The sequence below is a fragment of the Ureibacillus thermosphaericus genome (assembly GCF_002370195.2).
In the GTDB taxonomy this organism is placed as follows: Bacteria; Bacillota; Bacilli; order Bacillales_A; family Planococcaceae; genus Ureibacillus; species Ureibacillus thermosphaericus.
Map to the genome: position 1 here is coordinate 3,226,816 of NZ_AP018335.1, position 15,844 is coordinate 3,242,659.

The 15,844-nt window shown below is 35.4% G+C and carries 11 protein-coding genes and 2 CRISPR repeat arrays; all 11 genes read right to left on the minus strand.

Annotated features, from left to right (window positions below):
• Positions 1–1,422: 1,422 nt before the first annotated feature.
• Positions 1,423–1,662 (minus strand): IS66 family insertion sequence element accessory protein TnpB, encoded by a 240-nt coding sequence (gene tnpB, locus UtA1_RS18090; protein ID WP_096552075.1) that lies wholly within the window; start codon positions 1,660–1,662, stop codon positions 1,423–1,425.
• 429 nt (positions 1,663–2,091) lie between these two features.
• Entirely contained in the window at positions 2,092–3,294 is a 1,203-nt protein-coding gene (locus UtA1_RS15620; RefSeq protein ID WP_096550268.1) for a transposase, read from the minus strand.
• Positions 3,295–3,424: 130 nt separating this feature from the next.
• Entirely contained in the window at positions 3,425–3,736 is a 312-nt protein-coding gene (locus UtA1_RS15625; protein ID WP_096552077.1) for a tetratricopeptide repeat protein, read from the minus strand.
• 135 nt (positions 3,737–3,871) lie between these two features.
• A complete protein-coding gene (locus UtA1_RS15630; protein ID WP_096550514.1) occupies positions 3,872–5,233 on the minus strand; it encodes an IS4 family transposase in 1,362 nt (453 codons plus the stop codon).
• Between the two features lie 152 nt (positions 5,234–5,385).
• Positions 5,386–5,805, minus strand: a complete 420-nt coding sequence (locus tag UtA1_RS15635; protein ID WP_145986162.1) for a hypothetical protein — start codon at positions 5,803–5,805, stop codon at positions 5,386–5,388.
• 3 nt (positions 5,806–5,808) lie between these two features.
• Positions 5,809–8,012: direct repeats of the CRISPR family, unit length 29 nt; unit sequence CTTTAAATCCCTCTAAGTTCAGATAAAAC.
• A gap of 66 nt (positions 8,013–8,078) precedes the next feature.
• Positions 8,079–9,656, minus strand: a complete 1,578-nt coding sequence (tnpC, locus tag UtA1_RS15640) for an IS66 family transposase (protein ID WP_096552079.1) — start codon at positions 9,654–9,656, stop codon at positions 8,079–8,081.
• Positions 9,657–9,717: 61 nt separating this feature from the next.
• Positions 9,718–10,074 (minus strand): IS66 family insertion sequence element accessory protein TnpB, encoded by a 357-nt coding sequence (gene tnpB / locus UtA1_RS15645; RefSeq protein WP_145986163.1) that lies wholly within the window; start codon positions 10,072–10,074, stop codon positions 9,718–9,720.
• Positions 10,068–10,388 (minus strand): IS66 family insertion sequence element accessory protein TnpA, encoded by a 321-nt coding sequence (tnpA, locus tag UtA1_RS15650; protein ID WP_003352856.1) that lies wholly within the window; start codon positions 10,386–10,388, stop codon positions 10,068–10,070. Before tnpA ends, tnpB (UtA1_RS15645) begins: the two co-directional genes overlap by 7 nt.
• 112 nt (positions 10,389–10,500) lie before the next feature.
• Positions 10,501–13,945: direct repeats of the CRISPR family, unit length 29 nt; unit sequence CTTTAAATCCCTCTAAGTTCAGATAAAAC.
• Positions 13,946–14,095: 150 nt separating this feature from the next.
• A complete protein-coding gene (gene cas2, locus UtA1_RS15655) occupies positions 14,096–14,359 on the minus strand; it encodes a CRISPR-associated endonuclease Cas2 (RefSeq protein WP_096552081.1) in 264 nt (87 codons plus the stop codon).
• A 4-nt stretch (positions 14,360–14,363) separates the two neighbouring features.
• Complete coding sequence (cas1b, locus tag UtA1_RS15660) at positions 14,364–15,350, minus strand: type I-B CRISPR-associated endonuclease Cas1b (RefSeq protein WP_096552083.1); 987 nt, start codon at positions 15,348–15,350, stop codon at positions 14,364–14,366.
• Entirely contained in the window at positions 15,340–15,822 is a 483-nt protein-coding gene (gene cas4, locus UtA1_RS15665; RefSeq protein WP_096552085.1) for a CRISPR-associated protein Cas4, read from the minus strand. The genes cas1b and cas4 overlap by 11 nt, the downstream gene beginning before the upstream one ends.
• Positions 15,823–15,844: the final 22 nt, after the last annotated feature.

Genomic DNA, 15,844 nt, shown 5'->3' on the forward strand with positions numbered 1-15,844 from the left:
ATTAAATACCTTTTGTAATTATTATGGATTCGCCATCGGACACTAGTGTCGCATAAAAAATATCAATAGACATAATATTTGAAAGCAGCTTTATGGAAATCTGCACACATTGGGTTACGGAAAATCGAAGGGAAGAGCGTTCCTTAAAGGTTGATTTGTCGTTGTTGCACTCGTCTTAAGTTATAGGTAAAAAATGGATGTTTACTACCTTTATTTAGGTGCTTTTGTTTTTCGCTAATATTCCAGAAAAATAAAATCTGAAATTTCAAAACTTATTTATGCGACGCTAGTGAAATAATATAATAAATTATTGAAGATTCGTTAATAGTACTTGCAAAATCTCTATTAGTAGTTATAGTTTTAGTTATATTTTTGATTCAAAATTTCCATCCAGTCTTTTTGGAGTAAAATAATCCAGTATTACATTGTTTAATCTTACATTTTGGTTTCATTTTGAAAAATTTGTTGGTTCTTTCCTTCTTTTTCAAACATGATGACAGATAAGAATTGATGCAAGACAAGTACCTATTTGTTTCTAAGGTTCGCGTTGCAGTCGAAAGCATACGAAAAGAACGAAAACAGTAGGAGTCTACTACACCATCTTTTCGAATTTCAAGACGATAGATGATTTTGTGTATTTGGAAACGGAAATCCACACTTTCAGAAGAGGAAATTCAACTCCTCGAACAATCCTTTAAGCAGTACCCATCACAAAGCTCTTTCTACCCAACCGTTCAAACATTTAGAAAGGCAATTGTTGAACGTAACTATCTTGCGTTTTTAAAATGGTTGAAGGAACAATTGTCTTCTAAAAACAATTATTTATTTAATTGTTCACTGCGGCTTCGAAGTGAGCTACAGGCGATTATGCTGGCATTCCATACTTCCTAAAGCAATGGAGTGGTAGAAGGTCTATTCATCGGTTGAAGCTAATGAAACGATGATGTATGGTCAAGCAAAATTAGATTTACTAGAAAAGCGTGTATTATATCGCTTATAAGTTTGTTATTTAAAAAAATTTAAACAAAAATGGGAATCTACACAATATATGCTTTCACCAAACTTAAGAACCATTTTTATTTTGCTATAAACAGGTTAACTGATCATTATGTTCTTTCATATAGTCTTAACTGTTCTTCAAGAAGTTAAGTTACTTTTTCAGTCTGCAGGATGTGTTGCCCACACGATTCACCAAATTTCCGTATAAATTTCACGTTAAATATTATGAATGGATAGTCAGAAAACACCTTTTTTGATTTTGAAATGGCTTTGAGCTGTAATATCGAGAGCCCTCCAGTAACCATCTAAGTTCCTTTTGAGTCAGCTTTCAATCCTCATTTTCGTTTCTAGGCCATTGGAGCTTTCCATAAATCAATACTCTTGTAAAGCTTGTCGGCGACAGCCCAATCAAAATACGAACATTTACAGCGTATTCCTCCGTCCGCAAAATAAGAAATTGGCTTCACTGTATTGTTCAAGTTTGAAAGAGTCTTGAATGAACGTTGCCAACCCATCAAACCCTTTTATCATATATGAATAACCACTGATAATATGGATGATCATGAAACATGGAAATTTAATCCCTTGATGATTGTTTGAATGATATGGAGTTTTACACCGGGATAAAAAGAAATTTTCAAATTTGCGACTTAAATGATTCATACGAGTCTGTGAGGAGTGGATTCGTTGGAGTTGAACAGGAATAAGAATCCAATTTGATGGGTTCGATATTCAATTTTTCAATCGACAAATACAAACACCTTCTCTGTAATCAGTAACTCTATCTTACAGAAAGGTGCGACCTATTTATATACGTCGTTTGATCTCAAGCTTACAATTTATTTACGGTAAAAGCGTATGCGACAGCCCAAATGAGGGGCATCAAAATGACTTTTCAGGCGTATTCATTAATTGGTTAAGTTTACTTACTCTTTAATATCATTGAATTGAGCATTTTGCAAAATTAGATTTTTTGGATAAAAGTATAAAAAATAAAGCACTCGACAAATAGCTACCAGCATGTTATTTTACAAAATATTACAATAATCCTGTTTTTGGGCATACCTGCAGAATTTTTCACATTGAATTTTTTTAAGCGGCTTTCTTCCCTTTATTTTCCTTTGCCATCGCTAGCGCTGAAACAAGTAATACAATAGCGTTCAGGTAAATATGGCTCTTTACTTTCTCAATTCCCCATACATGTAGGGAGTTCGACGTAAGGTAGCTTTTCATTCTTGAATTACAGCGTTCTACACTTGTCCTCTCGTTGTAAAGCTCTTTCCAACGTTTTGTATCACGGTGCGGATTGGAATATCGGCGCACATCCTTTTTGATGTCGACTTTTACCACCATTCCATAGTTGGAAGATGAACAGGCTGCCATTCCTAATGGGCAATCCACTTTGCCGGTTGCGTGAGGACATCTGAACTTGAGCTGGTCCTTATCAGCTCCCCAATAAGTCATTTCATAACCCATGGAACAACGCGGAGTTCCATTGGAAGAAATCCCTTCAGGAGGCTCTTTTTCGTTGCGCAAATTGAGCGGGATAATGGCTTGCGCTCCAATGTTTTTGGCTGATTCATAGTTTTTTAGTTGGTCATATCCGCCATCCATGATCAGAAATTCAATTTTGGATTTGGTACGCTCTGCCACTTGCTCGATTAATTCTGGTGCGACTTCTCCATCGTTCACATGGGCAGGGGTTACTTTTATGGCCATTGGCAGTTCGCTTGCGGTATCGACTGAAAGATGCATCTTATAGCCAAACCAGGTAATTTTATTGCCGAAGGAATCATATTTTGCGCCCCAATTGGCATTACCCGTTTGTTCACTACGCTTTTTGGGCTGTTTCTTTTCATAGGCATCAATGGCGGCACTGTCGATGGCCTGGTGGCTGCCGTCAATTATTCCTTCCTCCTGAGCTAACTGTACCAAGTCAAGGAAGATCTTTTCAGCCAGCTTTTTTTTGGTAAGTGCTGCAAAAACCCGGCTGAGAGTGGAGATAGACGGTGCGGGGCGATCAATCGATAAACCGCATTGATAACGGAAACGAAGGTCTTTATCCAATCGATGATGAAGGGCGGTAAAGGTGTCGATGCCTTCGAGTGGGGCAGCGATGAGAGCCCTTAGAATCCCTTCTCTGGAATGACCGTCAGCCCCTCGGGGTGAAGAACTTCTCAACTGTTTAGCATAAGGGCGTAAATCAAGCGAGCTAAAAAAGATAGGTAATTTCTCTTTTGACTCTAATTTTTGCAGTTCTTCAAAGGAAAATAGGCTTTCTTGTAGAATATACAAAGTGACTTCCTCCTTTTGAATTTTTTGTTGTTTCGTCACTTCAAAAATTCTACATTTTAGGGGTGAAGTCCTTTTTTATGTCTTTGAAATCCTTATGGCTCTTGGGTCAAAAAATATGCAAAATGCTCAATTACAAATAATACTCATAAAGAGCCAACTTCTGTTTTACGTACTCATCATCTGGCCTTAGTTTTAAGGCATATTTGAAATAGCCTCTTGCCCGTTCGTAATCCCTTTTTTGGTCGTACGCTTGACCAAGTTTTTTCACAACAGCCCAAATTCCTGGAGTCTCTTGATTGATTTGTTCCAAAATTTGAATGCTTTTTTCTTCCTTTCCACACACTCCATAACATAACGCTAATTTATAACGATAATCTAAATTTCCTGGTTCTTTTAGATTCAATTCTTCATATAAACGCAGCGCTTCCTCGTACTTTTTCATTGCTAAGAAAATTCTTGCTTTTAGATTTTTTACGGCTGTAGCAAAACTTTCTTGGCGTGTGTCCTCAATTGCTACTCCTTCAATATTTTCAATTTGCCGTAACGCCTCAAATAATCGGTCTGTTTTATAATATACTCAACTTTCGCACACAGATATTGTCAGACATCTCTTGATGTAATTGGGTAAAGACGCAATCCATTCTTGTACTTTACTTTTAAATAATTCCATGTTCAAACAAACATTAGCTTCTGCTAATGTTTGGAAGATCGCTAATAATTGATTCAATGCACTCTCTAGATTCATATCTTTTACATCTTCACATAATAGAAAAAAGAGATTTCCAATCGTTTTAGGATCGTTGTTTTGTCTACGCTCCCACTCTAAGAGTATAAAGCGAGTAAACACAATCGTTGTATGACTAATCAACAGATCATACGAACGACCTTGAAATTCTTTTGCTAGGTTAAGCAATGATTTGGTACACTTGAAAAATGTTTCGATGTCCCAGCGCATCCCGTAAATACGCACAATTTCTTCATCTGAAAGTGTGGTATCTGTACTCAAAATGGCTAACCATTCACTCTTTTTATTGCGGTTACGCACGAATACAATCTTGACTTGTCGTCCTTTTGCAAGATGAACATGGATCGAACCGAGTAGGTCTTTCTTTTCCATGGTACGCTTTGCTTTTTTAAAGAGTTCATCCAGAGTATGGGCTTCACCATCTATGAAATAACGTTGTTTTAGCTGCTTGACCATACCAATGACAAATAAACCTTTATCCGTGATTTTTTCAATCAAAGGCTCATGCGTAAACCAAGTATCCATTAACACATAATCAGCTGTAATTCCTGCATTTAAGGCATGATCCAATAAAGCAGAGACAACGCTTGGCTTATCTTGTTGTGCTTCAAGACGACGCTTGTAGCCGGAAGTGCGTTTATCAATGGATTCATCGACCCCGTTAAGTTGATTTTCCTTTTTCGCTGAACTCAATAAAGCAAAGTCTACAGGTAGAAAAGAATATCCATCAGACCAACCAAGAGTAAGCAACTGAAACCCCTTATAGAATCGTTTCTCTGTATGATCAAATACTCGTGAAAGAAGTTCAACAGACTTGCTTCGGTTGCGTGAAAAGAGTGAATCATCAACAATAAACACCTTCACTCTGTTGTTTGATGTAAGCTTTTTTATACGTCCAGTAAGATCTTGACATAAGGAAAGTAAAAAAGTTCGCCAAGCATAAGTAGATGAATTTAGAAAACGGTAGATCGTATCTTTTTTAGGTAAGTCCACGGCTTTCTTACTTTGAAGTGCTTGAAACCAATTTTTATATTGGAAAACAAGCAAAAAAATAAGACGGAAAATAGATAAGCATGAATAACCAAATCCCTTAGTAATTCTCGCTTTTCTCAAATGTTTGCCTATATTTAATTCAGAAAATCTTCGTTCAAGTTCTTTTGGTAGTTGTGCAAAAGTATCTTTTTTCGTTATCATAATGGTGACACCTTCTTTGGTATTTGGTTTGTTCACCATAATTTTACCAAAAGATAGGTGTCTTTTTCTTTTAAAAAAATAAAATCAATAAAAAACAAGAGAAATAATGAAAGACGATATAAAACAGTCATATCAAGAGTTGCAATAAGATATTACTCTGCGAAAGTTGAGTAATATACATATGCCAGTTGTAATAAGATTTCTGGCATTGTATTTCCATTTGTAATTTCCGTCGTTAAAATTTTTTCGGCTAATGTAAATTTTTTTAGTTTACAATTCAACATTGCTAATTCTAACGGATCTCGTTTGCTTGCTAATGTTGCACGAGGAATAAACTTTTCAACTTGCTGCTCTTTTAAATGTTCGTCTACCGCTTTTTTAAATTCAGTGCGGAAATCGGTAACCGACTGATATCGTATTTCCGGATTTCTCTCTAACGCCTTCATGATTACCTTTTCCATCGAAGGTGTAATACTATCGTTTAATTCTCTTGGTTTTGGAAAAGGGACATTATGAATCACGTTAAAATATGTGTCATGCGGAGTTTTTCCTGTTAACAATTGATATAACAAAACCTTTAAATCCCTCTAAGTTCAGATAAAACTACCAAGTGTTGAATTGTTAATCGTTCCGGAATAATCCTTTAAATCCCTCTAAGTTCAGATAAAACGTCGTAAAGTTGGTTTCATTGAAGCTCGAAAACTTCAACTTTAAATCCCTCTAAGTTCAGATAAAACGTCAACTTGCTCAAGCATTAGAATACGCCAGTAAAAACTTTAAATCCCTCTAAGTTCAGATAAAACTACCAAGTGTTGAATTGTTAATCGTTCCGGAATAATCCTTTAAATCCCTCTAAGTTCAGATAAAACGTCGTAAAGTTGGTTTCATTGAAGCTCGAAAACTTCAACTTTAAATCCCTCTAAGTTCAGATAAAACGTCAACTTGCTCAAGCATTAGAATACGCCAGTAAAAACTTTAAATCCCTCTAAGTTCAGATAAAACGGATGAAACTGTCGAAACAATTGACAAATGGATGCACTTTAAATCCCTCTAAGTTCAGATAAAACATGACCGCAACGCCAGGCGAAACTATAAAAAAAAAATAACTTTAAATCCCTCTAAGTTCAGATAAAACGAGCACGGCGTACAATACATCGGCGACATTCCATATGGAAACTTTAAATCCCTCTAAGTTCAGATAAAACACGAATGGCTCCAAACAATTGATAAAGTTGTGGACTTTAAATCCCTCTAAGTTCAGATAAAACTGCAATGACGACAATTCGGACAACTCCACCGCTACGAGCTTTAAATCCCTCTAAGTTCAGATAAAACCAAGACAATTCAATTCCTAATGCTTGCAAAAATAAACTTTAAATCCCTCTAAGTTCAGATAAAACGGTGACAAACCTGCCGAATGCGCAGGAACAAACTACTTTAAATCCCTCTAAGTTCAGATAAAACGCACGTGGTGTTGGAATTATGGTTCGTTGTCCTGTTCCCTTTAAATCCCTCTAAGTTCAGATAAAACAACCTTGGTGCATCATCCTCCCTCCTTTACCGAGGAAACTTTAAATCCCTCTAAGTTCAGATAAAACGAAATTGTAGAAATCGACGAATGATGACTATTAAAACTTTAAATCCCTCTAAGTTCAGATAAAACAACAAGATAACGTTTATACATTAAATCTACAATTTCCTTTAAATCCCTCTAAGTTCAGATAAAACTCAGCAATCAAAGTGCTTTTGCAACACTTTGTATTTATGCTTTAAATCCCTCTAAGTTCAGATAAAACCTAAAGTCCATACAGAGATAAATTCTTTTGGAATCAACTTTAAATCCCTCTAAGTTCAGATAAAACTTAACTTCGTTTGATACAACGAATATTGTTACATCAGTCTTTAAATCCCTCTAAGTTCAGATAAAACATGTACCTTATTCAAATTTAAAAGCAGAAATGGCTAGAGACTTTAAATCCCTCTAAGTTCAGATAAAACGCATTTCTTCTGTAAGTTTAATAGTTTTCGAGAAATCCTTTAAATCCCTCTAAGTTCAGATAAAACTTAAAGTGCTTGATTACACAGTGAAGTAATGAAGAACTTTAAATCCCTCTAAGTTCAGATAAAACATGAGTTAGATATCAATAAGGTCGAGGAAGAATTCTTTAAATCCCTCTAAGTTCAGATAAAACGGTCGTTTATGCTGAGAAAGTCCCTTTATAATGAGCTTTAAATCCCTCTAAGTTCAGATAAAACTTGATGAGATGACTACAAATTCACGTCCTCCATGGCTCTTTAAATCCCTCTAAGTTCAGATAAAACTATCCGAACGGCTTTAATGAGGAAGATAGCAAGAATCTTTAAATCCCTCTAAGTTCAGATAAAACTAAATTTTAATACAGCAGTATCCCCACGTTTAAATATCTTTAAATCCCTCTAAGTTCAGATAAAACGTATAAAGCGAGGGGAGAAATCCCCTCAATCATAACTTTAAATCCCTCTAAGTTCAGATAAAACGAGACATCCGATTTATCAGAAGAAATAGCAAAGCAAAACCTTTAAATCCCTCTAAGTTCAGATAAAACACCGAAAATATTAGTTGCCAGCGGAGCGAAACGTGCCTTTAAATCCCTCTAAGTTCAGATAAAACTTCGAATGCGTTTTTTATGTCATCAACAAGCGAATCACTTTAAATCCCTCTAAGTTCAGATAAAACACGGGGCTATTGTGGTGCTAGCAGAAGATGTTGACTTTAAATCCCTCTAAGTTCAGATAAAACAACCATACGCCGTTATTGGTAAGCGTAAAATAATCCCCACCTTTTAATGATAGGGATTAAATACTATTATTGTGATAAGTTATTAAAAACCCGACAATTCAAAGGAATTGTTTTGGACCAAGGAAGTAGTTGATCAAGCTCATCCATATTGCTTATATCCATATTGGGAAGCCTTTCAAATAAGTAGCGAAGATAATAAAATGGATTTAATTTATTCTCTTTTGCTGTCTCCACAATACTGTAAATGATTGAGCTGGCCTTAGCTCCTTTCGGAGTATTGCTAAAAATCCAGTTCTTCCTTCCGATCACAAATGGTTTAATGGATCGTTCACTTCGATTATTATCGATTTCTAAACGTCCATCCTCTAAAAATGCCACGAGTTTTTCCCATTGGTTGAGGCAGTATGTAATGGCTTGACCTAATAGACTCTTTGGTAAAACATTGCTTTTCTCTGTTTTTAGCCATGCTGAAAAAGCCTCCAACAATGGTTGGCTGTGTTTAAGTCGTTTTTTATATCGTTCTTCTGGTGTACATTCTTTCAAATCACGCTCGATGGCAAATAGCTGATTACAGAAATTGAGTCCTTCCCGAGCTGTGACTGCTGAATGACGTTTGGATTCAGGAAGTACGTTTAAAGCCTCATCGAACTTTCTGCGGGCATGAGCCCAACATCCAACTAATGTTACGCCGGATACCTTATGGTATCCTGCATATCCATCGACATGCAGGTATCCTTTAAACCCTTTTAGGAATTCTTTGGCATGTTCTCCGGCTCTAGTTTCCTGATAGTCATAAAGGACAAGTGGTGGATCCTCTCTTCCAGTCCGATAAAGCCACATGTAAGATTTCGATGTACTTGACCTTCCAGGTTCATGTAAAACCTGAACAGTTGTTTCATCCGCATGTAGAATGTCTTTAGAGAGGAGATGCTCTTTCATTCGTTGATAAATTGGCGCAAGCCATTTTTCGGCACCATAAAGCATCCAATTGGCCATGGTTTGCCTGGATAAGATCACACCTAATCGTTTGAACTGTTGTTCTTGGCGATATAGAGGTAGCCCCTCTACATATTTTTGATTCATAATATATGCCATGCTTGACGGTGAAGCTAAACTTTTTGGATACACAGATTTTGGGGCAGGTGCTGTAACGATTGGTGTCTCTATTTCATTACGCTCACAATGACGGCATCCATAGACATATCGAACGTGTTTTAAAACTTTGACTTGAGCCGGAATAATCACTAATTCTTGTCGTACTTCTGTGCTCATTTCGTGTGTTTTTTCACCGCAACACGAACAGACCTGCTCTTCTTCGGGTAAACGATATTCAATCGTTTCCATAGGCAGGTTTTCAAACGTAGCTTGACGTTGACCACGTTTCTTTTTACGACGATATGTAATTGTTTCAACAGTTGGCTCTTCGGCTTTTACATTAGACTCTACCTCTGCTTCATTGAATAAAGGTAGTTCTAATTGATTAGGATTTGTTTTTTCGCTTGAAGAGCCAAATTTTCGTTTTTGACTAAGACGATACTGTTCTTCATACCATCGTAATTTCGCCGTCAATTCAACGATTTGCTGTTGAAGTTTTTCAATTAATTCAAATGGGTTTTGGTTAGGATTCTTTAAATTTTTCATCATGTAGTAATAATTCGACGGTTTTAGCTATTTTCCTCCAAGGTTTTTGTTAAAAGTAAAAAATTCATATAACTGTTCTAGCCTTTACTTCTGGGTGTGCTTTCTTTTGCTCCATTGGAAGACCATCCAATAACCAGCGTAATTGCCGATAACTAATTTGTATCGTTCCAGTGTCATTTTCATTTGGCCATTGAAATTTTCCTTTTTCCAATCGACGATAATAAAGCCAAAAACCATTATAGTCCCAGTGAAGAATTTTTAATTTATCTCGCTTTCGATTACAGAACACAAAATAACTTGATGAAAAGGGATCTAAATCAAATCCCTCTTTCACCAAAGCAGCTAATCCATCAATGGATTTTCTCAAATCAGTACTTCCTTTTGCCAAGTAAACTAGTTCAGCTCTTGTACCAACTAACATGTTGATTTCAACGTCCTAACCACTTCTGAAAGAAAGGCCGGATCGAAACCAGGTTTTACTTCAATTGAAATCCCACTAATTTCAATCCGTAATGAATTTTCAACTGTTTGTGAATGATCTTCTAGGGTAACGGATGCCCATTTTGTAGACTTTCCTTGATTTTTTATTGGATTTTCAATTTTTCTTAACCAGTATTTAAACTGGTGAATACTCCATTGATTTTCCTTGCACCAGTTTACTTGAGTTTGACCGCTTTTACGATAGTCAGCGATTCGTTGTTCCCAAACCTTTCGTAATTCAGGATTCTTAGGCATAAAAAAACCTCCTTCAATTTCATCTGGAGGAGATTATCTCATGAAATTAGCACACCAAGAAGGTGTGCAAGATTTGACGCTTACCGTTATTGTATGGCAATTCAAAGAATCTCTTTAAATCCCTCTAAGTTCAGATAAAACAAAGAAAACAGCAAAAAATAATTCGAGCGGACGGAACTTTAAATCCCTCTAAGTTCAGATAAAACGGGCGTTGCTCAATACGGAATTGAAGCAACATTACCAAACTTTAAATCCCTCTAAGTTCAGATAAAACCGAGTTCTACGTGAAATTAAGTTTGTTGCTGATGGACTTTAAATCCCTCTAAGTTCAGATAAAACCCACCAACAATTTATTTCGATAAAGGCGAAACCGCACTTTAAATCCCTCTAAGTTCAGATAAAACAATAATGAGTGTTGAATATTTTTTTCTTAAACTTGTCTTTAAATCCCTCTAAGTTCAGATAAAACAAATATCAGTGCAGTCCATATCTTCTCTGATTTAATCTTTAAATCCCTCTAAGTTCAGATAAAACACAAAAGCTGATAAAAAACGAATTGCTGACCGTGCAGCTTTAAATCCCTCTAAGTTCAGATAAAACTGTTAAAATATGAAAACATTTAAAGTCCATATTAATGGCTTTAAATCCCTCTAAGTTCAGATAAAACTAGACGCTTTAACAAAAGCCGATTGTATCAAAATTTTCGCTTTAAATCCCTCTAAGTTCAGATAAAACTGAGATGTATAGACGTCAATATTCAATTTTACAACAACTTTAAATCCCTCTAAGTTCAGATAAAACAACACATGAGATGATGATAAAAGATGCAAAAACAAACTTTAAATCCCTCTAAGTTCAGATAAAACGGTACAAATACAAGCAGTTAATGAAGAAGTACAAGCCTTTAAATCCCTCTAAGTTCAGATAAAACAGACGGGATTAGAGCTGGTGGAGTTGTTTTGAATAGCTTTAAATCCCTCTAAGTTCAGATAAAACCCACTGTTTCACCACCTAAATAAAAAAACGCCCTTTAAACTTTAAATCCCTCTAAGTTCAGATAAAACTTGCCGAACGTCTTAAGGAGTTAAGATTGAAAAAGAAAGCTTTAAATCCCTCTAAGTTCAGATAAAACTTGAGCAGCTCCACCAAAACCGCTTTCTATGGCATTGCTTTAAATCCCTCTAAGTTCAGATAAAACAAGGTGGAATAATGTTTGTTGATATTGTCACTTCTAACTTTAAATCCCTCTAAGTTCAGATAAAACATGTAAGGAATGAATGGAACTGTAATTTTGAAAACCTTTAAATCCCTCTAAGTTCAGATAAAACGAGATAACGAAGAGTGGGAAGATATGGTTTCAAACTTTAAATCCCTCTAAGTTCAGATAAAACTATTAAAGAACGTTATTTTGTGATTGTGGATGAAGTCTTTAAATCCCTCTAAGTTCAGATAAAACGATGGTGAATTTCCGCTGGAATCTCTACCAATTTCTAAGCTTTAAATCCCTCTAAGTTCAGATAAAACTTTATTGTTCGTAGCGATCATTGCTGCAGCGTTTTAACTTTAAATCCCTCTAAGTTCAGATAAAACGTGGGGGGGCGTAACTAATGCACCATATATTTTTTGACTTTAAATCCCTCTAAGTTCAGATAAAACCCCAATCGCTTTTTTGGATTTAGCGATTGAAAAATTGACTTTAAATCCCTCTAAGTTCAGATAAAACACGAGCAGAATATATACAAGTAAGATTTTATTATCACTTTAAATCCCTCTAAGTTCAGATAAAACTATATCAAACAGATTCTAACCGTTATGAATATAAAGCCTTTAAATCCCTCTAAGTTCAGATAAAACTTGATATTGGTAATAAACTAACACTGTCTCTCCAATCTTTAAATCCCTCTAAGTTCAGATAAAACCGAATTAGGTAATGCTACACAAGCAGCGATTAAAGCCTTTAAATCCCTCTAAGTTCAGATAAAACTAACCACAGTATCGACGCAACACGTTATGCAATGAGTGCTTTAAATCCCTCTAAGTTCAGATAAAACGCTCTGCGATTCGTTCGACCCATCACACATGCACGACTTTAAATCCCTCTAAGTTCAGATAAAACATAAAACTCCTCCTTTTGTATTCTCAATTCGACAAACTTTAAATCCCTCTAAGTTCAGATAAAACGCAGCTAACCCACTCAAACCATCGACTCTTACAAGTTTTCTTTAAATCCCTCTAAGTTCAGATAAAACGGATCTTCTTGAAATCTTCTATCGATTTACCGCTTCTTTAAATCCCTCTAAGTTCAGATAAAACTTGGGTGAAGCATATGCGAAGGCAATGGAAGAAGATGACTTTAAATCCCTCTAAGTTCAGATAAAACCCAGCTGAATGGCGGTGGAGTAGATGACCAAGAGTCTTTAAATCCCTCTAAGTTCAGATAAAACATGGCCAAACTTCATAAAATGCCGTGTAATCAGCGTACTTTAAATCCCTCTAAGTTCAGATAAAACGGCCATCTTAGAATTCAACCTCAACCTTCACTTTCACCTTTAAATCCCTCTAAGTTCAGATAAAACTTACTATACCGATGGACACATTGAAGTGGTGGATGTAAACTTTAAATCCCTCTAAGTTCAGATAAAACGTGTACCCGCTTTAACAATTTTGCGTCCTCGTTCATCCTTTAAATCCCTCTAAGTTCAGATAAAACCGGTAGCAGTTTTCATACTTTGGCCATCAAATGTAACTTTAAATCCCTCTAAGTTCAGATAAAACGGAGTGACAAAAGAATTTACAAGAAGTGGTGAACCAGCTTTAAATCCCTCTAAGTTCAGATAAAACCCCTTTGCCTCCTGTATTTGCTAATATCTAGACAACTTTAAATCCCTCTAAGTTCAGATAAAACATGTTAGATGATGTAAAAGAGCGTTTAAAATCATTCTTTAAATCCCTCTAAGTTCAGATAAAACGCGAATTTATTTTAGAATGTGAAACAGCGGGAAATGTCTTTAAATCCCTCTAAGTTCAGATAAAACGATGATTGATTTTACACGTTTTGAGAAGGGGGATTTCTTTAAATCCCTCTAAGTTCAGATAAAACAACATGACCTGCAGTAGCCATCGTATCTTGTTTGGCATCTTTAAATCCCTCTAAGTTCAGATAAAACTCAAAAAGTTGTGCAAGGACTTCGAGATCGTTCGACTTTAAATCCCTCTAAGTTCAGATAAAACAATGGATAAGCAATTAAACAATATCGTTGAACAAAACTTTAAATCCCTCTAAGTTCAGATAAAACTCCGGGTTAATAGCTCAATTGGCTGTTAGGGATATCTTTAAATCCCTCTAAGTTCAGATAAAACTCGCTTGAATGCTTTCTGAACGCCCTTCCCTTTTCGGCCTTTAAATCCCTCTAAGTTCAGATAAAACTGCAAAATCAAAACTCGGCATGCTAAAGTGGGAGGCCTTTAAATCCCTCTAAGTTCAGATAAAACTTTGAAAAAATGTTTAACAAAGTGTTTTAACTTTAACTTTAAATCCCTCTAAGTTCAGATAAAACCCTGCTAAAAAACCCCATAAAATCAATCCTTTAGAGACAAACAAGTGCAGTGAACCTCTAATCGTGCAAACCACAATTTTTGTTTAATCTCTCTAAGCCTTGATATGACAACATTATTACCTGATATCTAAAAAATTAACAAAATGCAATTTAGAAAAACAAATCTAAATCTGCCTTTTCTGCTCCTACATGAAATTTCTTTAAATGTTTTGGATTTTCCACAACATAGTAATAAATACTATCTGTTTCATGATCAATGATTTTCTCCAAATCACGACGACACTTTAAAAATTGTGTCTTTGTCATTTCCCCTTCAAAAACTGAATTTTGTGTCCAATTTAAATATTCTTTTAATTTTTTGCACACTTTATTTACTCGTTTTTCACTTACATCATAAGTTATAATTACGAACATTTGATCACCACCATGCCCTTAGAGGCTTATATGGCGTATCCCCTATGACATGCTTAATCAGTTTATAACATTCTAATCGGATAAAATAACGATAAGAAACATTTCGATTTAACTGACGATGTTTGATTGTATCTGATAACTTTTTATCAAAAGATGCAATGAAAATTTTTCTTCCTTCCTCATTCAAATATACCATTCCTTCATAATCCTCAAAATGTTTCGGTTGAATTTTTTTCATATTTACTAGAGAAACAATTAGCGGATCTACAAAAAGGGGTTTAAATATTTCCGCAAGATCCAAACATAATGAGAAACGTTTTTGGGATGGCTCGTGTAAAAAGCTGATTGTTGGATTTAATTGAGTTTTATAGATTTCACTCAAAATAGTCGTATACATCATCGTATTACCAAATGAAATTAATGCATTAAATGGATCACGAGGGGGTCTTTTTGTACGTTCCGTAAAATAAAATTCCGGTAATATTAATTCATTCAACGATTGATAATAATTTTGTCGAATCAATCCTTCAAGTCCCATTAGTTGCTGTACATCTTTAACTGAAGCGATTTGTTTCTGCAACTCTTGAATCTCTTTAACATGCTCCGAATCCATATTATTTTTCTTCCGATTGAATCGAATCATATGAAATGCGGCAGATTGAACAAATGCTTGTGCTAAAGCTAAACGTTTTTCTTTATTTAAATAATGCTCGCTTTGCCGTACTGTCACAATTCCTGAAACCTTCTGCTCTCTTGGTACAAAACTTCCAGTGTAAAAACCGTAATAGTTATAAAAATGTACGAAAATTCCTTTTTGCCCCATAAAATTTAAAAAGGCTGAATTTAGATTTACTTCTCCAAATAAGTGTAAATTTTCAATTTGCTCCACGGGAAGTGGTCTCTTTTTATTGTCCATTTCTGATACTAAATAAATCGTATTATCTTTCCTTTTTACAGTGCCATTTGAAAACATATAAATATCACGTTGCATCGTCCTTCCCCTCCAATGCAAAGCAAAAATCAAAATAAGCGCAATTTTTACAATAGGGTAATTTCTTGAATTTCGGTGCAGACTCTGATTCGATCACGCGATAAATGCCAGCAATCTTTTTCTTCAACTCTTTTTCATTGTCTTCAGTCAATACAACCTCAACAACTTTCTTTTCCTTTGTATACGCAATTTTCCCTTTCTTCTCAATGCCTCGTTGTTTCAATAAATACAAATAATATAAAAGTTGCCACTCATCTGCTTTTTGCATTTTACTGGACAGCTTTGTTTCTTGAATGTACTCATCATCTATGACATCCACTACAGCATCTCCAATAACAAGCTCTTTGTCTTTCCTAGGATAAGATTTCTCATGAAGAAGAGTTCCTTCAATTACTCGATTATGTTCCGTTTCAAAACCTATCTGTTTGCTATATAACCATAGTTTTCTCGTGCAAACCACATAATACTGCATGTGTAATCCACCAATACTTTGC